This window comes from Enterobacter sichuanensis, assembly GCF_009036245.1.
Classification (GTDB): Bacteria; Pseudomonadota; Gammaproteobacteria; order Enterobacterales; family Enterobacteriaceae; genus Enterobacter; species Enterobacter sichuanensis.
Map to the genome: position 1 here is coordinate 2,463,044 of NZ_CP027986.1, position 22,453 is coordinate 2,485,496.

The following is a 22,453-nucleotide window of genomic DNA, read 5'->3' on the forward strand; positions in this document are numbered from 1 at the left end:
CCGGGCGATCACTCCGTCATACACCCGGCTAGCGTCTGCGCCAGCGCGGAGGGGTTTTCCCAGGACATTGAGTGGCCCGCTGCAGGGATGATTTTTACCGCAACGCCCTTCTGCTTCAGATTATCCACATCGTCATCAGGCAGCGACCGCTCGCCGAAAATCAGCGTTACCGGGCACGGGAGTGACAGGAACTGCGCCTCCCATTCCGGCTCAACGCCCGCCACCAGACTCGAGGCTCCGCGCCAGACGGCGTAAGGGGCATTGCTCTGCAGGCACCCTGCCCACGCCGTGGTTTCTGCGCGCAGCATGGCGTCATAGCCCTGTTCCAGAAACTGTTGCTCGGTTTGTGCTGCGATAGACCGGCTGAACATGCCCCCACCCGCATGAAAATTGGGTTCCGACACTATCAGCCCTTTTACGCGCGCGGGCAGCATCCCCGCCGTTTCGATAGCAATACTGCCGCCCATGCTGTGTCCGTACAGCCAGAAGGTGTCCAGTTTGAGATGGTTAATCAGCTCCACGACGACACGGGCCTGATCGGTGGTTCGGTAGCGGTAGTGCGCAGGTTTATCGCTGTAGCCGCTACCCGGCAGATCGATGAGAATGGCCCGGCGCGCCCCGAACTGAGGGTCATGCACGACACGGGGATATTCATAGGAAGCGGCACAGCCCAACCCGTGAATGAACACCACGGGATCGCCAGTGCCGGGCAAATCATGCCAGCGCACGGTGCAACCGGCCTGCTGCGAGTAAAAACTGTTCATAAGCACTCCTTTTACGATGCACTGTGTATTTATACAGTTACCGTATCTGGAATGCCATATTCATCTTTTAAAAATGGAAGCGTGCTTCAGAAAAGCGAGACCAGCAGCGCAACGGGAAAGCTCATTGGCCAGGTTGACCCCACCAGAAAAGCACTGAGCAGTCGGATACGTTTGCGGTCTTTAGAGAGGAACCAGGTGATTAATGCGCAGATGGAAGCCATGATTGCGTAAAAAACCAACATCTTTTGATACAACGTCATTCTGTATACCAGAGCCGAAAAAATAACCGCACGCAATATGCGTCATATGTTGACACAGATCAAGTTTTTTCGTTACAGAATAACCACTTAAAAATTACGGCTAATAACAATTGAGTATCTTGCTTAACACTCATCACGGACAAAGTGAACGCCCGACCGCGCAAGCGGCCAGGCGCGTAAGCTTAGTGCTTAATCATGACGTGCCGGACGACCGTATAATCCTCCAGTCCGTAGACCGACATATCCTTGCCGTAGCCGGATAATTTCATGCCGCCATGCGGCATTTCGCTCACCAGCATAAAATGGGTATTCACCCAGGTGCAGCCATACTGCAGGCGCGCACTCAGGCGATGGGCGCGGCCCACGTCTTTGGTCCAGACCGATGACGCCAGGCCGTACTGTGAATCGTTCGCCCAGGCCAGCACCTGCGCCTCGTCTTCAAACTCGGTGACGCTCACCACCGGGCCAAACACCTCGCGCTGGACGATGGCGTCGTCCTGTTTTGCCCCCGCCAGCAGGGTTGGCTGGAAGTAGTAGCCCGCCCCCTCTTTTTTGCTCCCGCCCGTAACCACGCGGATATGGCCGAGCGCTTTCGCCTCATCGACAGCCTGACAGACGCGTGAAAGATGGGCGGCAGAGCTGAGGGGGCCCAGTTCGGTATCTCCATCATCCGGGGCGCCCATTTTGAGGCTGGCTACCGCGGCGCCCAGTTTTTCCACGAGCGCAGCATAGATCCCTTTCTGGGCATAAATACGGCAGGCGGCCGTACAGTCCTGCCCGGCATTGTAGAAACCAAACGTCCGTACCCCTTCGACTACCGCATCCAGGTCGGCGTCATCAAATACGATAACCGGCGCTTTGCCGCCCAGCTCCATGTGGGTGCGTTTAATGGAGGAAGCCGTATGGCCGATGATATGTTCCCCGGTCGCAATCGAACCGGTCAGCGAGACCATGCGGACTTTTTCATGCCCGGTCAGCGGATCGCCGACCGTCTTACCGCGGCCAAACAGCACGTTCAGGACTCCCGCCGGGAAGATGTCCTTTGCCAGCTCCGCCAGCTTCAGTGCCGTCAGCGGCGTAATTTCAGAGGGTTTGATCACCACGCAGTTACCGGCGGCGAGTGCGGGCGCGAGCTTCCAGGCCGCCATCATCAGCGGATAGTTCCACGGCGCGATAGAGGCCACCACGCCTACCGGATCGCGGCGGATCATCGACGTGTGGCCATCAAGATACTCTCCGGCGGCGAGGCCATTCAGGCAGCGGGCCGCCCCGGCAAAGAAACGGAAAACATCGACCACCGCCGGGATCTCATCCCCCAGAACGCAGTGCAGCGGCTTGCCACAGTTGAGAGATTCGAGCTGGGCAAATTCTTCACCATTCGCCTCGATGGCGTCAGCCAGTTTCAGCAGGCACTCCGCACGCGCTTTGGGCGTGGTCTGCCCCCAGTCGATGAACGCCCGATCAGCGGCCTCTACCGCCGCATTGACCTGGGCCGGTGACGCTTCAGCAATGTCCAGCAGTACCTCTCCGGTGGCCGGATTATAAACCGGCTGCACCTCTCCTTCCCCGGCAACCAGTTCACCCTTAATCAGCAGATGTGTTTGCATAGCATTGTCCTGTTGAAATGAATGTTATTTCCCGCTGCCGGCAATGCTCTCGCCGTCGCGGGTTAGCCACCAGGCTCCCAGAATGGGGACGGTTGTAACCAGCATCACCAGCAGTGCAACCACGTTGGTGACCGGCACGTCGCGGGGACGCCCGAGCTGGTTAAGCAACCACAGCGGTAACGTGCGCTCGTGTCCCGCCGTAAAGGTTGTGACGATTATCTCGTCAAACGACAGGGCAAACGCCAGCATTCCCCCGGCCAGCAGCGCTGAACCCAGATTGGGCAGCACGACATAGCGGAAGGTTTGCCAGCCGTCGGCCCCAAGATCCATCGACGCTTCCACCAGGCTCCAGGAGGTGCGTCGGAACCGGGCAATCACGTTGTTAAACACCACCACCACGCAAAAGGTGGCGTGTCCCACCACGATAGTGAAAAAGCCCGGCTCAAGGTTGATGGTTTTGAACGCGGTCAGCAGCGCCAGTCCGGTGATGATCCCCGGTAATGCAATCGGCAATAGCAGCAACAGGGAGATCGCATTCTTGCCAAAAAACGCACTTCGCCACAGGGCCGCTGCAGCAAGCGTGCCAAGGACAAGGGCAATCGCGGTGGATAACGCCGCAATTTGAAGTGACAACGTCACGGACTCAATAATGTCTCCTCGCCCCGCTGCCACGCTAAACCACTTCAGCGTCAGCCCCTGCGGCGGAAAGCTGAAGGCGGCGTCTTCGGTGTTAAAGGCGTAGGTGGCGATGATCAGCAGCGGGAAGTGCAGGAAGATAACGCCTCCCCAGGCTGCCACTTTCAGGAACAGTGGTGCGCGTTCAGAGTGCATCGAATGCTCCCAGGCGTTTCACTAACGCCAGATAAAGCGAAATCAGCACGATGGGCACCAGCGTGAACGCGGCGGCCATCGGCATATTGCCAATGGCGCCCTGCTGGGAATAGACCATATTGCCGATGAAATAGCCCGGCGGCCCCACCAGTTGGGGAACAATGAAATCCCCCAGCGTCAGGGAAAAGGTAAATATCGAACCCGCCGCAATACCCGGAATGGCCAGCGGCAGAACGACGTAGCGAAAGGTCTGGCGGGGTCGCGCCCCGAGATCGGCCGAGGCCTGCAATAAAGACGCAGGCAGGCGTTCCAGCGCCGCCTGGACCGGCAGGATCATAAACGGCAGCCAGATATAGACGAAGACCAGAAACCGTCCCAGCCCGGAGGTTGAAAGCGTGTTGCCGCCAATACCCGGAAGCGTCAGGAGTGAGGTCAGGATCGGCTCCAGCCCCAGATGGCTGAGAAACCACTGCGCCACACCATCTTTCGCCAGCAGCAATGTCCAGGCATAGGCTTTGACGATGTAGCTCGCCCACATCGGCAGCATCACCGCAATGTAGAAAAACGCCTTCCACTTGCCATGAGTGTATCGCGCCATGTACCACGCCATCGGAAATGCCAGAATAGCGCTGGCAATGGTCACCGCAATCGCCATGGTTAACGTACGCAGGATAATGTCGTAGTTTGCCGGGTTGAAGAGCGCCAGGATGTTCGCCAGAGTCAGATCCGGCGTGACGGCCATGGTGAAGTCATCAAAGGTGTAAAACCCTTGCCACAGCAGGGTCAGCAACGACCCTAAATAGACAATGCCAAACCACATCAGCGGCGCAAGCAGCAGCAGGAACAGCCCAAGCGACGGCTTACGCCAGAACAGTGCGGTTATGCGGCTCAGACGGCTACGAGAGGGACCAGGATGCGCAACGCTCATCTCCATTTCACCTCTCCTCGTGAAGGCGGATCATCGCCTCGCGTGACCACGACGCCATCACGACCTGCCCCGGCGCAACGCCGTTCAGCGACGAGACGTCACTGACGTTGGCCTGGCTCACCAGCAGTTTTGCGCCATTATCCAGTTTCAGTTCCAGACGCGTGGCGGCCCCCTGGTACTGAACGGCCTGCACGCATCCCTGAACCTGAACGTCACCGCTCTGGTTAAGGCGAATATGTTCCGGACGCAGTGAATAAGCGCCTTCCATACCGCATATCTTCTGCGCAAGGACCGTATCGAAGACGTTGGACGTGCCAACAAAACCGGCAACAAACGGCGTACGCGGACGCATGTAAAGATCGCGTGGGGTATCCACCTGCTCGATGCGTCCATTATTGAATACCGCCACCCGATCTGACATGGACAGCGCTTCGCCCTGATCGTGGGTGACGAAAATAAAGGTGATGCCGAGTTCCTGCTGAAGTTTCTTCAGCTCGAACTGCATCTGTTCACGCAGTTTGAGATCGAGTGCACCTAACGGCTCGTCCAGCAGCAACACGCGCGGCTCATTGACCAGCGCCCGGGCGATGGCGACACGCTGACGCTGGCCACCGGAAAGTTGCGAAGGTTTGCGGGCAACGGCAAAGCTCAGACCCACTTTTTCCAGCGCATCACGAGCCTGCGCATGGCGTTTTTTCTTATCGACGCCTTTTACCATCAACCCGTAGGCGACATTATCGAGGATCGACATATGCGGGAACAGCGCATAGTCCTGGAACACGGTGTTCACGTCCCGCTCCCAGGGCGGCAGCTCGCTCGCCTCTTTGCCAAAGATAGAAATCGTGCCGCCTGACAGCTGCTCAAAACCGGCGATCAGCCGCAGGCAGGTGGTTTTGCCGGAGCCCGAAGGCCCCAGCATGGAGAAAAACTCTCCGTCACGGATTGCAATGGTCACCCCATCCACCGCCCGCACGTCGCCGTACAGGCGGGAAACATCGTTAAACTCTACCGCGTACGTCATGTTCTGCTCCCGGGCGATTAACGGCCACCCATGATGGCGATGTAATCCTGCGTCCAGCGGCTGTAAGGCACATATTTGCCGCCTTCTGCGACCGGCGTTTTCCAGAACATGATTTTGTCGAACTCGTTATACCCGTTTGTTTCACAGCCCTTTTCGCCCAGCAGCGTGCTGGCCTTACACCCTTGCGGGACGACAGGAAGCGAGCCAAACCAGGCGGCCAGATCGCCCTGCACTTTCGGCGTGAGCGACCAGTTCATCCATTTATAGGCGCACATCGGGTGTTTTGCCTGTGCGTGCAGCATGGTGGTATCTGCCCAGCCGGTCACCCCCTCTTTCGGGAAGACGGTGGCGATGGGCTGGTTCTCGGCCTTCAGGGCATTCGCCTGATACGGCCACGCGCTGGAGGCCACGACGCCTTCATTTTTAAAATCACTCATCTGGACGGTGGTGTCGTGCCAGTAGCGGTGGATCAGCGCATGCTGGTCGCGAAGCACCTTAAGCACGGCGGTATATTGTTCCTCCGTGAGCTGGTACGGGTCTTTGATGCCCAACTGCGGCTGCGTGGCTTTGACAAACAGCGCCGCATCGGCGATGTAAATCGGACCGTCGTAGGCCTGAACGCGTCCCTGATTGGTTTTACCGTCCGGCAGATCCTGTCTGGTAAAGACCACGCTCCAGCTGTCCGGCGGCGTCGGGAAGGTTTTGGTGTTGTACATCAGCAGGTTGGGCCCCCACTGATAGGGCGTGCCGTAGACTTTCCCGCTGACGTTAAACCATTCCCCTTTTACTATCCGTGCGTCAAGGGTTTTCCAGTTGGGAATAAGATCGGGGTTAATCGGCTGAACGCGTTTGCCCATGATCAGGCGGAGCGATGCATCGCCCGACGCGGTGACCAGATCGTATCCCCCTTTCGCCATCAGGCTGACCATTTCATCCGAGGTTGCCGCGGTTTTGACGTTTACCGCACAGCCGGTCTCTTTTTCAAACTGGGTGACCCAGTCATAATTTTTATCCGTCTGCCCCCGTTCGATGTATCCCGGCCAGGCAATAATATCCAGCCGGCCTTCCCCGTCGCCAATGGCTTTTGGCGGTTCTGCGGCTTGCGCGATCATGATCGTCATGCCGAGCGCACACAGGCTGCTGCGGGCAAATTTTTTGCTCATAAGAGTTACTCCTGTCGCAATGAAATTTAGCGGCAGCCGTGCCGTAAAAATATCTCCCTTAATAAACGTAGACCGCGCAAATGCGCCGCACCGTGCGGCTTAAGGAAATTTCATCAAGGTGTGACCGGGGGCGCATTCCCCGTTAACTGGATTATAGACAAGGGGTTAGCCGTGAGAGGCAGTATGCACATTTCGTATGACGCAGCGCGGCGAAATAGTCGCCGCGCCGGTAAAAAGATAAGGAATGATTATTGAGTAAAAGGCGGGAATATTTATTTCAGCATACTGCTAATTAATTTACCTAACTGTATCACCGCCTGCTCTTCCCGTTCCCCCCAGGCCCAGGAGGTATTAAAACGGAAGAACGGAGTCCACGCATCAGAGGTGGAAAACATCTTTCCCGGAGCAATGCTGATGTGATGACTCAACGCCTGTTCGCTCAACAGCCCGGCATCCAGCTGGGCCGGAAGTTCGAGCCATAAAAAATAGCCGCTGTCGTTATGGTGAATTTTGACCCCGGCAGGCATATGACGCAATAGCGACTGCCAGGCCTGCTGTTTTCGCTCGGCCAGCGTGCGCCGCAGGCGGCGCAGATGGGCGTCGTAACGTTTGGTCGCCAGGTAATCCACCAGCGCCAGCTGCATCGGAGAGCTGGTGGACAGCGTGCTCATCAGCTGGAGCTGCTGAATGCGCCGCGCGTGCTTTCCTGCCGCCACCCAGCCAATGCGAAAGCCGGCCACCAGACATTTCGAAAATGACGAGCAATGCAGCGTCATGTCCTGGCGATCCCAGGCTTTCGCCGGAAGCGGCTTTTCACGCCCAAAATAGAGCTCGCTGTAAACGTCATCTTCAATCAGCGGCACGTTATGACGGGTCAGCAGCGCGACAAGCTGTGCTTTTTTCTCCGCGCTCAGGGTGAAGCCGAGCGGATTCTGGCTGTTGGTCATGATCCAGCAGGCTTTGACCGGGTAATCATTCAGCGCCTGCTCAAGCGCATTGAGATCGATCCCCTCGCGGACGTCCGTAGCAATCGCCAGGGCTTTCAATTTAAGGCGTTCCAGCGCCTGCAGCGCACCGTAGAAACAGGGGTTTTCGACAATCACCCAGTCGCCGGGCTCGGTGACCGCCTGCAGGCTGAGATTCAGCGCTTCAAGCGCGCCTGCGGTGATCACGATCTCTTCCGGGGAGATGTTCATCCCCTGCTGCGCGTAGCGGCGGGCAATGGCGTGGCGAAGATCGACGTTACCCGGCGGCAGATTCTCAATCACGCTCATCGCCGTCGCCGTTTTGCTGACGTTCGCCAGCGAGCGGTTAAGCTGCTGAAGCGGGAAAAGACGGGGGTCGGGAAACGCGGAAGCAAAAGGCACAACGGAGGGGTCGCGGCTGGCCTGTAAGACCTCGAAGATGTAGGTGTTGATATCCACCGCTTCGTCACGCATGACCTGAGCGGGTGGCGCAGGCTGTTGCGCGGTCGGGCGCGAGGCAACGTAATAGCCCGACTGCGGTCTGGCGACAATGCGCCCCTGACTTTCCAGCATCTGATACGCGTGGCCAACGGTCATAAAACTCATGCCGCTGCTCGCCACCTGCTCTCGCAGGGAAGGCAGCTTATCGCCCGGCAGCCAAACGCCAAGTTCGATCTGCGAGATAATTTGTTGCGCCAGATGCTGGTATTTTTTCATCAGATTCTCCTTATGACCGACAGTGTATATCAGCAGGAGAAAAAGAGAAGTTTTAGGTAACTGTTATAGTTTGCTAAATGAATTACTTACGGTAACCGGTAACGTGGTTCTGCGCCTGACGTGCCGCGGCCAGATGGTCCAGCGTAATCATTGGCGATTTGCAAAAGATGCATTTCGCGCCGTAAGGGTTTTTCTCAGACACATCAAAGGCTGAGGTACGGTACTGCGAGCCATGACAGCAAGGGCAGCGAAAATGGATATAAGAAGTCATAGGATTCTCCTGTAAACGTAAAAACGTAAAATTACTCATGAGCCGATCAGGCGACAGTGGTTTGAAACAAAACTAATCGGAATGTAGATAAAGACCCAAGAGAGGCTGCGGAGAGGCACAACGTGATGAGAACTGCTTTATAAAACTACGTCAGATATTTATTTGGACTCAAAACCAGAAGATCATTAACGCACGATGCTGACGACAAAGCAAGCGGTTTTATGCGGAAAATTCATAAAAATACTGATTAAAAAAGCGTTGCTCGTATTACTGTCGAATATTGATTAAACATATAACCACAGCACAAGCATAACCCTATGGAATATAAATATTTTACATGGCATCTTTTGCCTAAAAGTCTTGTCCGCTCTCAAGTACTAAGTTACGCAAAAATACCAATGACTTACTTGAGAGGAGTAATAGTCGCGAATACGAGAATTTTGGCAATTTTCATTATGGTGCGGTGGGTACTGCGGCTGGTATGGTTCCCCCCTTTTGGGATGATCCGACTGATCAACACTGGATAAAATGCGGAATGGACTATGCAACAAGAACGGGGTTTTAAAAAACGCTATATTCTCATACCTGTATTATTTGCACTTGCCTACGCCGGATGGGTTTTCTGTTTTATGAACTTCCCTGTCGAACACGAGTTACGTTCTAAAGTGAAAGTCAATAACTGGGCTGTATTGTATGTCACTCAAGCTAATGCCGGAGCCATGACATCATACACCTATCACTACTATTTACTGGATGCAAAAACAAAAGAGGCAGAATTTTTATCGCAGATTGACCAGGCCACGCCATTCATGGTGACTAACGATCCTGAAGTGAAAATCGATGTTAAAGACGACGGTGTATATCTGCATGTTCGTGGGGACGTATACACTTTCCATAATACGTCTAAACTCGCCAATATTCTTCTGGATGCCTCCCCCTACTGATGGCGATAGTGGTTCATTGATATTCAATTCATGAGGGAATGTACACAATAGACTGGAAACTGTTATAGCAAAATAGGCCGGGTCTGTTTCTGCAACCCAGAGCAGACGCGGCTTACAATGGCATCGACATAAATACATCGCGGAGTTTTGCATGTTTGGTTTAGATGCTTTTCACCTTGCACGGATACAGTTTGCCTTTACCGTATCCTTTCACATTATTTTCCCGGCAATCACCATCGGTCTCGCCAGCTATCTTGCCGTGCTCGAAGGCCTGTGGTTAAAAACAAAAAATCCGGTCTGGCGCTCGCTGTACCATTTCTGGTCGAAGATTTTTGCGGTTAACTTTGGCATGGGCGTGGTCTCCGGGCTGGTGATGGCCTACCAGTTTGGTACCAACTGGAGCGGGTTTTCACAATTTGCGGGCAGCATTACCGGTCCGCTGCTGACCTATGAAGTGCTCACTGCTTTCTTCCTCGAAGCCGGGTTCCTCGGGGTGATGCTGTTCGGCTGGAACAAAGTCGGGCCGGGGCTGCACTTTTTCTCTACCTGTATGGTGGCGCTGGGGACCATTATCTCCACCTTCTGGATCCTCTCCTCAAACAGCTGGATGCAGACCCCGCAGGGCTATGAGATCGTCAACGGTCAGGTGGTACCGGTGGACTGGTTCGCCGTGGTATTTAACCCCTCCTTCCCTTATCGCCTGCTGCATATGTCGATAGCCGCGTTTCTGAGTAGCGCCCTGTTTGTTGGCGCATCCGCGGCATGGCATCTGCTGCGCGGGAATAATACTCCCGCTATTCGCGCGATGTTTTCGATGGCGCTGTGGATGACGCTGATTGTCGCCCCCATCCAGGCCATGGTTGGCGATATGCACGGGCTGAACACCTTAAAGCACCAGCCGGCGAAAATTGCCGCCATTGAAGGCCACTGGGAAAACCCACCCGGTGAACCTACCCCGCTGCTGCTGTTCGGCTGGCCGGATATGGAACAGGAGCGCACCCGCTTTGGGCTGGAGATCCCCGCACTCGGCAGCCTTATCCTGACGCACAGCCTGGATAAACAGGTTCCGGCACTCAAAGAGTTTCCCAGGGAAGACAGGCCTAACTCCACCATTGTCTTCTGGTCTTTCCGCATCATGGCGGGCCTGGGCATGCTGATGCTGCTGCTTGGCGTGACGGCACTCTGGCTGCGCTACAAAAAACGCGTTTATTCTTCCCGTCCTTTCCTGTGGTTTGCCCTGCTGATGGGGCCATCCGGGTTGATTGCTATTCTGGCGGGATGGGTAACCACCGAAGTGGGCCGCCAGCCGTGGGTGGTCTACGGCCTTCAGCGCACGAAGGACGCGGTCTCCGCCCATGGCGATCTGCATATGAGCGTGAGTTTGCTGGCTTTCTTCATCGTTTACACCTCGGTGTTTGGCGTGGGTTACAGCTATATGGTGCGTCTCATCCGCAAAGGCCCGCAGCCGCATGAATCTTTCGCCACCGAGTCCGATGGACGTCCGGCGCGCCCGCTTTCTGCCGTCACAACTGAACATAAGGAGCAGCCATAATGGGTATCGATCTTTCCATTATCTGGTTTGTCATCATCGTCTTCGCCACGCTGATGTATATCGTCATGGACGGCTTTGATCTGGGGATTGGTATTTTATTCCCGGCCACGCAAAACGCCGACGATCGCGATATGATGGTCAACAGCGTCGCGCCGGTCTGGGACGGGAATGAAACCTGGCTGGTCCTTGGCGGGGCCGCCCTGTTCGGCGCGTTTCCGCTAGCCTACGCCGTGATTATTGATGCCCTCACCATTCCGCTGACATTAATGCTGATCGGTCTTATTTTTCGTGGCGTAGCGTTTGAGTTTCGTTTTAAAGCCACGCCAGCGCACCGTCCGTTCTGGGACAAGGCGTTTATTGGCGGTTCCATTCTGGCGACGTTTACCCAGGGTGTAACGGTCGGCGCGGTCATTAACGGCTTTACCGTCACCGGCCGGGCCTATACCGGCGGGCCATTTGACTGGTTTACCGCGTTTAATCTGTTCTGCGGTGCGGGGCTGGTCGTCGCGTATGCGCTGTTAGGCGCGACCTGGCTGGTGATGAAAAGCGAAAATCCCCTGCAACAGCGGATGCGTGAGGTGTCGAAAATGCTGTTACTCGTGCTGCTGGCGTTTATTGCGGCGATCAGCCTCTGGACGCCACTGGCGCAGCCGGCCATCGCCGCGCGCTGGTTTACGCTGCCGAATCTGTTTTATCTGCTGCCCGTCCCGGCGCTGGTAGTGATGTTGAGCCTGTATCAATGGCGCTGTCTGAGTAATCCCGACAGCCATAATCGTCCGTTCGTCCTGACGCTGGGGCTGATATTCCTCGGCTTTAGCGGGCTGGGGATCAGCATCTGGCCACACATCATTCCTCCGTCAATCACCCTGTGGCAGGCCGCCGCACCGACGCAGAGTCAGGGCTTTATGCTGGTGGGCGCGCTGTTGATCATTCCCGTTATCCTGGTCTACACCTTCTGGAGTTACTACGTATTTCGCGGCAAAGTTCAGCATGGGGAGGGTTATCACTGATGCAACAACCGGTCTGGAAAAGATTACTGTGGCTGGCCATTATCTGGGGCGGCAGCGTACTCGCGCTGGCTGCTGTCAGTATGCTCTTTCGCATGTTGATGACAGCGGCAGGGTTTAAATCGCACTAACGTTATTCCGGGCAGCCGTCGCGTTGCCCGACTTCTCCCCCGCACTTTCAGATAAACCCCATTAACCCACGCTGGCGTATCGTTACACTGGAAACAGATCCACGGTATTTATAGTTTGAGAAGAAAAATGAAAAAGCTCATGGCGTTAAGTGTTATCAGTCTTGTCCTCACCGGCTGCGTTAATCCGGGTAAAGCTTCCGTTCAGCCGGAACAGCTCACCAGCCACCGCTTTGTGCTGGAAAATGTGAACGGTAAGGCCGTGAAGAACACGACGACGCCACCTGAGATCAGTTTTCACGCACTGTCAGATATCAGCCTGGTTAATAACATCAGCGTTTCAGGCGCAATGTGTAACCGCTTCAGCGGACAGGGGAAATTGTCCGAAGGCGAGCTGAAGGTGAAAACGCTGGCCATGACGCGCAAGCTCTGTACTGAACCACAGCTTAACGAACTGGATCAGGCCATCGGCGACATGCTGCGCAAAGGGGCGCAGGTCGACCTGACTGAAGACCAGTTAACGCTGGCGACAGCCGATAAAACGCTGATGTTTAAGCGTGCAGAGTAATCAGTAATTACCGCAGGTTCCAACGGCAAGCGACTGTTCACTACAGCGTTTGCCATTTGGCAAGGCGCACATCCCAATAGCCGAACCATCGAGCTGGCGGGCCACCGACAGCGAACCGCCAATCATCGCGCAGTTAGCCTGACCGGAGCTGGACATCGCGGCTTTCATTCCCGGCGCCACGTGGGCGGCCGTTGCCTGCTGGACAGGTTCACTGCTGCATGCCGACAACAATAATGCGGCACACCCTACCAAAAACGCTGAGCGCATGCTCTCTCCCCCATGAATAATGCGAAACCTATGCATAATAGGCATCCCATCCCGTGTCGTCGAGATCGGAAGTGCGTATTTATGCGCTTCTGAAACAAATTCTCGCAATTTTTCTGCCAAAAGTTTGATCTACTCATTGATGGCAAGAATAACGAGGACACAAAAGCGAAAATCGAAAAATCCCCTGTTTGCTAGAATACACAGATAATATTCAGGGTTTGTTGCCGTAATACAGACCCCTATTTTTTGCGCAATGTAAGGGTGTTGTCCTATGCAAACTATTGACGGTAATGGTGCAGTTGCCTCAGTCGCGTTTCGCACCAGTGAAGTTATCGCCATCTACCCGATTACGCCAAGCTCCACCATGGCTGAGCAGGCAGATGCCTGGGCCGGTAACGGGTTAAAAAACGTCTGGGGCGATGTCCCAAGAGTGGTTGAAATGCAGTCCGAGGCCGGTGCGATTGCGACGGTACATGGCGCACTGCAGACCGGCGCACTTTCCACGTCCTTTACCTCTTCTCAGGGATTGTTGTTAATGATCCCGACGCTGTACAAACTCGCGGGTCAACTGACCCCCTTCGTTCTGCATGTTGCTGCACGTACCGTTGCCACCCACGCGCTCTCTATTTTTGGCGATCACTCTGACGTGATGGCCGTGCGCCAGACCGGTTGCGCCATGCTGTGCGCCAGCAGTGTTCAGGAAGCTCAGGACTTTGCCCTCATTTCGCATATCGCCACACTCAAAAGCCGGGTTCCGTTTATTCATTTCTTTGATGGGTTCCGCACCTCGCATGAAATCAACAAAATCGTTCCGCTGGCTGACGATACTATCCTGAATCTGCTGCCGCAGGCGGAGATCGACGCCCATCGCGCCCGAGCCCTTAACCCGGAACACCCTGTTATTCGCGGAACATCGGCAAACCCGGATACTTATTTCCAGTCTCGTGAGGCCACTAACCCGTGGTACAACGCGGTGTACGACCATGTTGAACAGGCGATGAATGACTTTGCCGCTGCCACCGGCCGGGAATATAAGCCGTTTGAGTACTACGGCCATCCGCAGGCAGAGCGCGTTATTGTGCTGATGGGTTCAGCGATTGGTACCTGCGAGGAAGTCGTGGATGAACTGCTGACGCGCGGTGAAAAAGTTGGCGTGCTGAAAGTGCGTCTCTATCGCCCGTTCTCGGCGAAACATCTGCTCTCTGCGCTGCCGGAAAGTGCGCGTGCCATTGCGGTGCTCGATCGCACCAAAGAGCCGGGCGCGCAGGCGGAACCGCTGTATCTGGATGTGATGACGGCCCTGGCAGAAGCCTTTAATCAGGGCGAGCGAGAAACGCTACCGCGCGTGATCGGGGGTCGCTATGGTTTGTCCTCCAAAGAGTTCGGACCAGACTGCGTGCTGGCGGTGTTCAACGAACTCAGCGAAGCGAAGCCGAGGCCGCGCTTTACCGTCGGCATCTATGACGATGTGACGAATCTGTCCCTGAGCTTACCGGAAAACACCCTGCCCTCGACGGCCAAACTTGAGGCGCTGTTCTACGGTCTGGGCAGCGACGGGAGCGTCTCCGCGACCAAAAACAACATCAAAATCATCGGTAATTCGACGCCATGGTATGCCCAGGGGTACTTTGTCTATGACTCCAAAAAAGCCGGTGGTCTGACCGTTTCCCACCTGCGGGTGAGTGAACAGCCTATCCGTTCTGCCTATCTTATTTCTCAGGCTGACTTTGTTGGCTGCCACCAGCTGCAGTTTATCGATAAATACCAGATGGCTGAGCGCCTGAAACCCGGCGGTATTTTTCTCCTGAATACCCCATACAGCGCAGAAGAGGTCTGGGCGCGCCTGCCGCAGGAGGTTCAGGCGGTGCTTAATCAGAAAAAAGCCCGCTTCTACGTGGTTAACGCGGCAAAAATAGCCCGCGAATGTGGCCTGGCCGCGCGTATCAATACCGTTATGCAAATGGCCTTCTTCCATCTGACCAACATTCTGCCGGGTGACAGCGCGTTAATGGAACTGCAGGGGGCGATTGCCAAAAGCTACAGCAGTAAAGGTCAGGAACTGGTAGAACGCAACTGGCAGGCGCTGGCGCTGGCCCGCGAGTCGCTGTTTGAGGTCCCGCTACAGCCGGTCAATGCCGCAAGCCCGAACCGTCCTCCGGTAGTGTCCGATGTGGCGCCTGATTTTGTTAAGACCGTAACGGCGGCGATGCTGGCCGGGCTGGGCGATGCCCTGCCCGTCTCGGCGCTACCGCCGGATGGCACCTGGCCGATGGGCACCACCCGCTGGGAAAAACGCAACATCGCCGAAGCGATCCCTATCTGGAAAGAAGAGCTGTGTACGCAATGCAACCACTGCGTGGCGGCCTGCCCGCACTCTGCCATTCGCGCCAAAGTGGTTTCCCCGGAAGAGATGGAGTCCGCCCCGGCCAGCCTCCACTCGCTGGACGTGAAATCCCGCGATATGCGTGGACAGAAATACGTACTGCAGGTCGCACCGGAAGATTGCACCGGCTGTAACCTGTGCGTTGAGGTCTGCCCGGCGAAGGATCGGCAGAACCCGGACATCAAAGCCATCAATATGATGTCGCGTCTGGAGCACGTCGAAGAAGAGAAAGTGAATTATGACTTCTTCCTGAGTCTGCCGGAAATCGATCGCAGCAAACTGGAACGTATTGATATCCGGACTTCACAGCTGATCACCCCACTGTTCGAATACTCCGGTGCCTGCTCCGGCTGTGGGGAAACGCCGTATATCAAGCTGCTTACCCAACTGTACGGTGACCGGATGCTGATTGCCAACGCGACCGGCTGTTCGTCTATCTATGGCGGTAACCTGCCCTCCACGCCGTACACCACCGACGCCAACGGCCGCGGACCGGCCTGGGCGAACTCACTGTTTGAGGATAACGCCGAGTTTGGTCTGGGCTTCCGCTTAACCGTCGATCAGCATCGCGCCCGCGTGATGCGCCTGCTGGACCAGTTTACCGATAACATCCCTGCTGAGCTGAACGCGGCGCTGCACGCTGAAGCCACACCGGAGGTTCGTCGCGAGCAGGTCGCAGCACTGCGCAACGCCCTGAAGGGTGTAGACGGTGCACAGCAACTGCTGACTGACGCCGACGCCCTGGTCGAAAAATCGATCTGGCTGATTGGCGGCGACGGCTGGGCCTACGACATCGGCTTCGGCGGGTTGGATCACGTGCTGAGCCTGACCGAAAACGTCAACATCCTGGTGCTGGATACACAGTGTTATTCCAATACCGGCGGCCAGGCATCAAAAGCCACGCCGTTAGGCGCGGTCACGAAATTTGGTGAACACGGTAAACGCAAAGCACGTAAAGATCTTGGTGTGAGCATGATGATGTATGGTCACGTTTACGTCGCGCAAATCTCGCTGGGTGCGCAGCTTAACCAGACGGTAAAAGCGATTCAGGAAGCGGAAGCGTACCCTGGCCCGTCGCTGATCATTGCCTACAGCCCTTGCGAAGAGCATGGATATGACCTGGCGCTTAGTCACGATCAGATGCGACAGCTGACGGCGACCGGTTTCTGGCCGCTCTACCGGTTCGACCCACGCCGTGCGGACGAAGGGAAATCACCACTGGCGCTTGATTCGCGTCCGCCGTCAGACGCCCTGGCCGAGACGTTAATGCAGGAACAACGCTTCCGTCGCCTTAACGCCCAGCAGCCGGAGGTGGCTGAACAGCTCTGGAAAGACGCCGCAGCCGACCTGCAAAAACGGTATGATTTCCTCGCGCAAATGGCGGGTAAAGCCGAAAAATCGACCAGCGACTAGTTTCTCTGCCCGGCTTGTCCGGGCATTTTTTTGCCATAAAAAAGCCCGGTATTTTCACACCGGGCGCATCCAGATAATTAATGAATATCTATTTAGTTTCCTGAATAACATTCATGGCAATTATGGATAAATAATCTTAAAGGCATATAACGCCGCTAAGATTAACGTAATTTAGTTCAGTTTAATAATTTTAATTTAATATACTTAACCTTAAAACATTCATCAACCCAATGATCATTACTGCTGATTTATTCGGTTTAGATTTTACTTAATTAGTAACAATTATAATTTATTACTCTTACTCAGGAGTGATTTAGCATGAGACAACTTTCTGATTCGGGAAGTTCAACAGGTTATTAAATAAAAACAACCGCAAAGGAATATCATAATGCAAAGAAAAGTACTGGCCCTGATGATTCCGGCTCTGTTAATGGCTGGCGCAACGCATGCAGCAGAGATTTATAATAAAGACGGCAATAAATTAGATCTGTACGGAAAAGTAGATGGTCTGCACTACTTCTCCGACGATAAAGGCGCTGACGGGGATCAAACCTACATGCGTCTGGGCTTCAAAGGTGAAACCCAGATCAACGACATGATGACCGGTTATGCACAGTGGGAATACAACATTCAGGCCAACAACACAGAAGGTTCAGATAATCAGTCCTGGACGCGTCTGGCCTTTGCCGGCGTAAAAGTGGGTGATTATGGCTCCTTCGATTACGGTCGTAACTATGGTGTTCTGTACGACGTGGAAGGCTGGACCGATATGCTGCCGGAATTTGGTGGCGATTCCTACACCAAAGCCGACAACTTTATGACTGGCCGTGCCAACGGTGTTGCAACTTACCGTAATACCGACTTCTATGGCCTGGTACAGGGCCTGAACTTTGCGCTGCAGTATCAGGGCAAAAATGAAGACGCCAGCAACAATCAGGAAGGGACCAACAACGGTCGTGACACGCGTCACGAGAACGGCGACGGTTTCGGTATCTCCACCACCTATGACTTTGGCATGGGCATCACCGCGGGCGCAGCCTACACCTCTTCTGACCGTACCAACGAGCAGGTGATGAACACGACCGCCGGTGGCGACAAAGCGGATGCATGGACAGCGGGTCTGAAATATGATGCCAATAACATCTATCTGGCGGCAATGTACTCTGAAACCCGCAATATGACGCCGTATGGTGATAACACCGACGCCGTGGCGAATAAAACCCAGAACTTCGAAGTGACCGCGCAGTACCAGTTCGATTTCGGCCTGCGTCCGACCCTTTCCTACCTGCAGTCTAAAGGTAAAGACCTCGGCAACGGCCAGGGTGACCAGGATCTGGTTAAATACGCTGACATCGGCGCGACTTACTACTTCAACAAAAACATGTCCACCTACGTTGATTACAAAATCAACCTGCTGGATGAAGATGACAGCTTCTACAAAAACAACGGCATCGGCACGGATGATGTCGTCGCGTTAGGTCTGGTCTACCAGTTCTGATTGCCTGAGCCCGCATCACGGTGCGGGCTCGCCAGTTTTGTACGTGTGTCACAAAAAAGGCATTCCTGAATGCCGTGGTTGACTGTAGGTTGAGATAAAAGTGATTAAACTAAGCTGAAAGCCTTTACCCACTAAGGATAATAGCGTTGTTTAATCGAGTATCCCTTACCGTCCTTGCCCTTTTAGCGCTGCTATGGATGGCATTAATTTTTGATTTTGCTGATATTGTCGGGCATCTTGGCGCGCTGTTAAATCACCTGGATGGCAGCTAGCCTTATTACCTGGCAAATAAAAAGCCACCAGCAGTGCCGGTGGCGGATAAACGCATCTGTTGCGTTATTTTTTCACGGGTTGTGGCTTTTTATCCCCTGATTCCGGGGCCTCACGCGGATCGTCTTTTTCAACACAGAGCATAATGTCTCCTGTTTCAGTTAACCACTCTCCACTATAGCCAGGCTCTTTAAAGAGTGGCCAGGCGGCAATTACGCCTGACCCGTCCCTTTCTCACGAAAAGAGAGATAGCCAAACACCCCGCTTTCCCCATCCATGGGATGGTTAACACCGTCCATCACCGTGACCTCCGGGAAATCAAAGGGAGAAACGTTTTCTAAACAGGCGACATTCACGCCGTATTCATTGGGATTCGACCGCCGCTGATGAAACGTGTAAATCCCGCACACCGAGCAGAAGAAGTGCCGCGCCGTTCCCGTATTAAAGCGATACTCGGTGAGCTTATCCTGACCTTTCGTCACCGTAATCCCCGACAGCGGCGCGGAGACAACGACCGCGCCCCGCATTCGACAGAAGGAACAGCTGCAGCGCCGCGCGGTGTTCAGGCCATCAGAGAGCTCAACGGTGAATGCCACCGCACCGCAATGGCACTTTGCATGACGTTTTTCAGCCATTGGCTATACCCCTTTTCTTACCAGTTCGGCAGCTTTAAGGAAAACCTCATCTTCAACACCGTCGCCTTTTTGCCTGCCGAGCCTGACGAGTTCATCAACAATGCTATCGCGATGGATCGGTGTTTGTGCTGAAACCAGCCCAATAACCGCGGCCCCAATCGCCAGCCCCACTAGCCCTGTTTGTTCATCGTTATTCATCATGCGCATGCTCCTGGTACAATCCACAAGCTTAGCAGGATTTTTAAAAACGCGGCGTCAGCCCGTATTTGGGCGTTTTAATATTGGCGGCCCAAATTTTGATATCGTTTTGCAGGAGGATAGTGAAATCAGATTTCAGATGCGTCACCATCTCATTGACGCTCTGTGCATCGATCACAGAAAAATGCTCAATTTTGTTTCGCCCGACCTGAACACAAAAATATTTTGCCGGCAGCACTTTACCGTTAACGTTGAGCAGTGGTTTATTCTCGCTGCATTGCCCTTCAGTGATATAGGACACCAGCAAATTGGCAGAACGCCGCTCGGGTTGGGATATGCTGACCATGACGGGGAAACCCTCTGAGGTTTGCGTCATGTCATAAAGCACCGCATTCTTCAGATACCAGGTATTATATTCCCGCTCCTGAAAAGCAGACCAGCAAGGTGCAGAAAAGGCCACCAGTACTGCCAGTGTAATAGAGGCTATTTTCATGGGATGTTGTCGTCCGTGTTGTTGCACGTATTATTCAGATTGTGCAAAAAACAGCAACCCCTCAAAAATAACCCTACCACTATTGGCAGTGACGGAGAGTTAATTAGCCAGGAGCGATGCGCTCATTGAGAAGAAAAAGGGAAAAAAATGATACGCTGCCGCCATCACCGCGATGCTGATAACGACGCTGATAAAAAAACAGGTTTTAAAGGGCTGCTTTTGGGTTTTATGGCGAAAGAGTTGTTGGCCCACAATGGCGCCAGGCCAGCCGCCCGTCACGCCGAATACCAGCAACGTGGTTTCCGGGACCCTGCGCATCCCTTTGCGCGCCGCCATTTTATCCGCGCCATATATGGCCATCGTCAGCACATTGATCAGCAGAAACCAGATAACCAACGAATTCGGGGTCAGCAGACTGCCGATAGCAGCGAAAATCAGGAGTAGATAGCAAAAGCGATTGAGCGTCATTGTTCAAACCAGAGGCTGTTAAATGTTTTCGACGACACAGTATACCCAAAAATGAGGAAGTTTAATTCTGTAAAACAGACTGAACGCCTGATGTTGCCTGATTAACATTTAAACAGCATTAATCAGTGAAGCCTCCTTTCATTATAATTGGGAAGTGAACATTTTTTTCTTAAAAAATTATCCTGAAACGTCTCACCCTAAAAAGACATTGCCCGCGCATCCCTTTAACAAGATAAAAACGAATGCACCGATTGTTTAAACAGAGAGAACAGGAATATTGATGAAGATCAATTTAAAAAACAGGCAGTGAATTTTCAGGCGTGTCGCGTAATGCCCAGCGTTTAAAATTACTGTTGCACACAATTAATTTGACCAGATGGTCAAGGAATAACAAAATATCACCGTAGTTAAAAGAATAATGTCTGCATAACTTTAGGGGGGTGATGTCCCCCCATTTTTACGATGTGACAAACCTTATTCCACCATTACCTTCACTTTCGGCTTCGACAACAGGACTTTTACCAGTTCCTTAAACGGCGTGGGTTTGTAGAAGTAAAAACCCTGTAAAAACTTAATGTGATTTCGGCTGAGATAATCAAGTTGCTCTTGTGTTTCAACCCCTTCCGCCACAATACTGATTGACAGTTTTTTTGCCAGCTCCAGTACCGAATCCAGTATCACGGTTGAGTCCTCACTGGCATTCACCCTCGCCACAAAGCTTTGGTCGATTTTGATGTAATCAATGTGCAGATCCTGCAGGTAGGACAAACCTGAATATCCCGTTCCAAAATCATCCAGGGCAATGGCAAACCCTATCTCATGCAGCGCATTCAGGGTCTTCACGAGATGTTCATCAACATGAAGCGGTTCACGCTCGGTCACCTCAACGACAAGGTTAAGATCCTGTCGAACAAAGCTGCGTTTGTAATGCAGACACTCGTCAAAAAAAGTGGAGGAGACGATGTGAGGCGCACTGAAGTTAATACCGACATGAAACCCTTCGGGCAGCAACGTTGAGATTGAATTCATATGCGCGGCAACCTGGCGCATTAAGCTCTGGGTTAAGGGAATGATTAAGCCAGATTTCTCCGCAAGAGGAATAAATGAAGCGGGAGAGATAAACCCTGACTGTGGATGCTTCCATCTGGCCAGTACTTCTACCCCGCGCAACGATCCCTCTTTACCGCTCACCACAGGCTGGTAATAGGGAATGATTTCATCTCTGTCTATGGCGGTGCGCAGCGACTCTGCCGGAGAAACGTCCTTAGAACGATATCGCTGAAGAAGATACGCAGAAAAAGCGGAAATAAGCAGCAGGAATAACAGCACCCCGCCCGCCCGATTGAATAATCTCGTCAGGCTAAAAAATGGCGGAGAGTTAAATTCAATTGAGAAAGGATAATCAGATGCTTTTACCGCTAAAATCTCGTTATTTGACGGCGCTGCTGTCGCCACATCCCCTGACAAACCTAAAAGACGATTGCCGACGCGTAATGAATATTTCACACCATTTAATGGCATGTCCAGGGCATCCCGAATATGGCTGTCGCTGATGCTCACCATCACACGGCTTCCGGCATGGTGTGTTTGATAGACGAGAACAGGCAGGCCGTTGACGGTACTGCCTGAAGGAACCAGTAGCAACGTTGTTTCGGGTAGCGCGGAGCTGTTGACCAGCAGAACACGGTTTCCTGGCAGCGAGGAGCACCAGACCGCATCCTTTTTCAAAATCATAATCGTTCTGAGATGGGGCTGTAACGCTGCCTCAGTACCTAGCCGGTACTGCCCTTCCACATCACACTCATGCTCAGCAAGCTGCATCGCCATCTGGCTGGCATGATGGGCCTCTTTAAGAATGACATTGACATTCCTGACGACATAATTAGCCCCGGCAAGGCTGTCAGCCCGTGCAGAATACCAGACCTGTAAATTGATAATAAAAACGCCCAGGATAAAAATTGTCGTGGCTGCAGCTAAGGGAATAGATGCATGGCGCATTTAAGGTTCTCGACCAGAGTTGAATTGTTGTCGTCTTAAGCATGGTTGATAAAGAAAGAAATACCATGTGAAGGATCAGAAATTTTCTCTCAAATCAGGTTGCA

At 53.7% G+C, this 22,453-nt stretch carries 23 protein-coding genes; 7 read left to right on the forward strand and 16 right to left on the reverse strand.

From position 1 onward, the window contains the following. Positions 1-8: 8 nt before the first annotated feature. The 9 genes from C1N69_RS11870 to ymcF all read right to left on the reverse strand — a co-directional run bounded on the left by C1N69_RS11870 (position 9) and on the right by ymcF (position 8,527). The gene (locus C1N69_RS11870) at positions 9-764 is read right to left on the reverse strand and encodes an alpha/beta fold hydrolase (protein WP_155031258.1); all 756 of its coding nucleotides are present in this window, start codon (positions 762-764) and stop codon (positions 9-11) included. Positions 765-850: 86 nt separating this feature from the next. Then, positions 851-1,024 carry a GhoT/OrtT family toxin gene (locus tag C1N69_RS11875; RefSeq protein ID WP_013096478.1) on the reverse strand — a complete coding sequence of 58 codons (174 nt, stop codon included), beginning with the start codon at positions 1,022-1,024 and terminating at the stop codon, positions 851-853. A 182-nt stretch (positions 1,025-1,206) separates the two neighbouring features. Then, a complete protein-coding gene (gene patD, locus C1N69_RS11880) occupies positions 1,207-2,631 on the reverse strand; it encodes an aminobutyraldehyde dehydrogenase (protein ID WP_155031259.1) in 1,425 nt (474 codons plus the stop codon). Between the two features lie 24 nt (positions 2,632-2,655). Next, the gene (locus tag C1N69_RS11885; protein ID WP_045285051.1) at positions 2,656-3,462 is read right to left on the reverse strand and encodes an ABC transporter permease; all 807 of its coding nucleotides are present in this window, start codon (positions 3,460-3,462) and stop codon (positions 2,656-2,658) included. Then, positions 3,452-4,390, reverse strand: a complete 939-nt coding sequence (locus tag C1N69_RS11890; protein ID WP_402514957.1) for an ABC transporter permease — start codon at positions 4,388-4,390, stop codon at positions 3,452-3,454. Before C1N69_RS11890 ends, C1N69_RS11885 begins: the two co-directional genes overlap by 11 nt. Before the next feature lie 7 nt (positions 4,391-4,397). Next, positions 4,398-5,411, reverse strand: a complete 1,014-nt coding sequence (locus C1N69_RS11895) for an ABC transporter ATP-binding protein (RefSeq protein ID WP_059386902.1) — start codon at positions 5,409-5,411, stop codon at positions 4,398-4,400. A 17-nt stretch (positions 5,412-5,428) separates the two neighbouring features. After that, positions 5,429-6,574, reverse strand: a complete 1,146-nt coding sequence (gene ydcS / locus C1N69_RS11900; RefSeq protein WP_155031261.1) for a putative ABC transporter substrate-binding protein YdcS — start codon at positions 6,572-6,574, stop codon at positions 5,429-5,431. A gap of 272 nt (positions 6,575-6,846) precedes the next feature. Next, positions 6,847-8,256, reverse strand: coding sequence for an aminotransferase-like domain-containing protein (locus C1N69_RS11905; RefSeq protein ID WP_155031262.1), 1,410 nt, complete (start codon positions 8,254-8,256; stop codon positions 6,847-6,849). An 82-nt stretch (positions 8,257-8,338) separates the two neighbouring features. Beyond that, positions 8,339-8,527: a cold shock small protein YmcF gene (ymcF, locus tag C1N69_RS11910; RefSeq protein ID WP_032672600.1), complete on the reverse strand. Its 189-nt coding sequence runs from the start codon at positions 8,525-8,527 to the stop codon at positions 8,339-8,341. Between the two features lie 542 nt (positions 8,528-9,069). Here ymcF and C1N69_RS11915 point away from each other — a divergent pair. The 5 genes from C1N69_RS11915 (at position 9,070) to hslJ (ending at position 12,726) form a co-directional block, all read left to right on the forward strand. Then, the gene (locus C1N69_RS11915) at positions 9,070-9,471 is read left to right on the forward strand and encodes a hypothetical protein (RefSeq protein WP_155031263.1); all 402 of its coding nucleotides are present in this window, start codon (positions 9,070-9,072) and stop codon (positions 9,469-9,471) included. A 151-nt stretch (positions 9,472-9,622) separates the two neighbouring features. Beyond that, positions 9,623-11,023, forward strand: coding sequence for a cytochrome ubiquinol oxidase subunit I (locus tag C1N69_RS11920; protein ID WP_094917086.1), 1,401 nt, complete (start codon positions 9,623-9,625; stop codon positions 11,021-11,023). Continuing rightward, on the forward strand, positions 11,023-12,033 hold the full coding sequence (gene cydB, locus C1N69_RS11925) for a cytochrome d ubiquinol oxidase subunit II (RefSeq protein ID WP_155031264.1): 1,011 nt from the start codon (positions 11,023-11,025) through the stop codon (positions 12,031-12,033). Before C1N69_RS11920 ends, cydB begins: the two co-directional genes overlap by 1 nt. Further along, positions 12,033-12,161, forward strand: coding sequence for a DUF2474 domain-containing protein (locus tag C1N69_RS11930; RefSeq protein WP_008501283.1), 129 nt, complete (start codon positions 12,033-12,035; stop codon positions 12,159-12,161). Before cydB ends, C1N69_RS11930 begins: the two co-directional genes overlap by 1 nt. A 127-nt stretch (positions 12,162-12,288) precedes the next feature. Beyond that, positions 12,289-12,726 (forward strand): heat shock protein HslJ, encoded by a 438-nt coding sequence (gene hslJ / locus C1N69_RS11935; RefSeq protein WP_155031265.1) that lies wholly within the window; start codon positions 12,289-12,291, stop codon positions 12,724-12,726. On the opposite strand, the gene C1N69_RS11940 is transcribed toward hslJ, so the two are convergent. After that, on the reverse strand, positions 12,727-12,993 hold the full coding sequence (locus C1N69_RS11940) for a putative hemolysin (RefSeq protein ID WP_025759109.1): 267 nt from the start codon (positions 12,991-12,993) through the stop codon (positions 12,727-12,729). A gap of 271 nt (positions 12,994-13,264) precedes the next feature. Here C1N69_RS11940 and nifJ point away from each other — a divergent pair, with 271 nt between their 5' ends. Then, positions 13,265-16,789: a pyruvate:ferredoxin (flavodoxin) oxidoreductase gene (nifJ, locus tag C1N69_RS11945; RefSeq protein ID WP_155031266.1), complete on the forward strand. Its 3,525-nt coding sequence runs from the start codon at positions 13,265-13,267 to the stop codon at positions 16,787-16,789. 388 nt (positions 16,790-17,177) lie between these two features. After that, on the forward strand, positions 17,178-18,287 hold the full coding sequence (gene ompC / locus C1N69_RS11950; protein WP_025759106.1) for a porin OmpC: 1,110 nt from the start codon (positions 17,178-17,180) through the stop codon (positions 18,285-18,287). Between the two features lie 336 nt (positions 18,288-18,623). On the opposite strand, the gene C1N69_RS22930 is transcribed toward ompC, so the two are convergent. The 6 genes from C1N69_RS22930 to C1N69_RS11975 all read right to left on the reverse strand — a co-directional run bounded on the left by C1N69_RS22930 (position 18,624) and on the right by C1N69_RS11975 (position 22,349). Next, the gene (locus tag C1N69_RS22930; protein ID WP_223239581.1) at positions 18,624-18,701 is read right to left on the reverse strand and encodes a hypothetical protein; all 78 of its coding nucleotides are present in this window, start codon (positions 18,699-18,701) and stop codon (positions 18,624-18,626) included. A gap of 68 nt (positions 18,702-18,769) precedes the next feature. Then, entirely contained in the window at positions 18,770-19,192 is a 423-nt protein-coding gene (locus tag C1N69_RS11955) for a GFA family protein (protein ID WP_045285061.1), read from the reverse strand. A gap of 3 nt (positions 19,193-19,195) precedes the next feature. Then, positions 19,196-19,393 (reverse strand): hypothetical protein, encoded by a 198-nt coding sequence (locus C1N69_RS11960; RefSeq protein ID WP_025759104.1) that lies wholly within the window; start codon positions 19,391-19,393, stop codon positions 19,196-19,198. A gap of 40 nt (positions 19,394-19,433) precedes the next feature. Continuing rightward, complete coding sequence (locus C1N69_RS11965) at positions 19,434-19,883, reverse strand: hypothetical protein (RefSeq protein ID WP_025759102.1); 450 nt, start codon at positions 19,881-19,883, stop codon at positions 19,434-19,436. A gap of 99 nt (positions 19,884-19,982) precedes the next feature. Further along, entirely contained in the window at positions 19,983-20,351 is a 369-nt protein-coding gene (locus C1N69_RS11970) for a DUF1294 domain-containing protein (RefSeq protein ID WP_047958719.1), read from the reverse strand. Between the two features lie 474 nt (positions 20,352-20,825). After that, positions 20,826-22,349 (reverse strand): EAL domain-containing protein, encoded by a 1,524-nt coding sequence (locus tag C1N69_RS11975; RefSeq protein WP_155031267.1) that lies wholly within the window; start codon positions 22,347-22,349, stop codon positions 20,826-20,828. Positions 22,350-22,453: the final 104 nt, after the last annotated feature.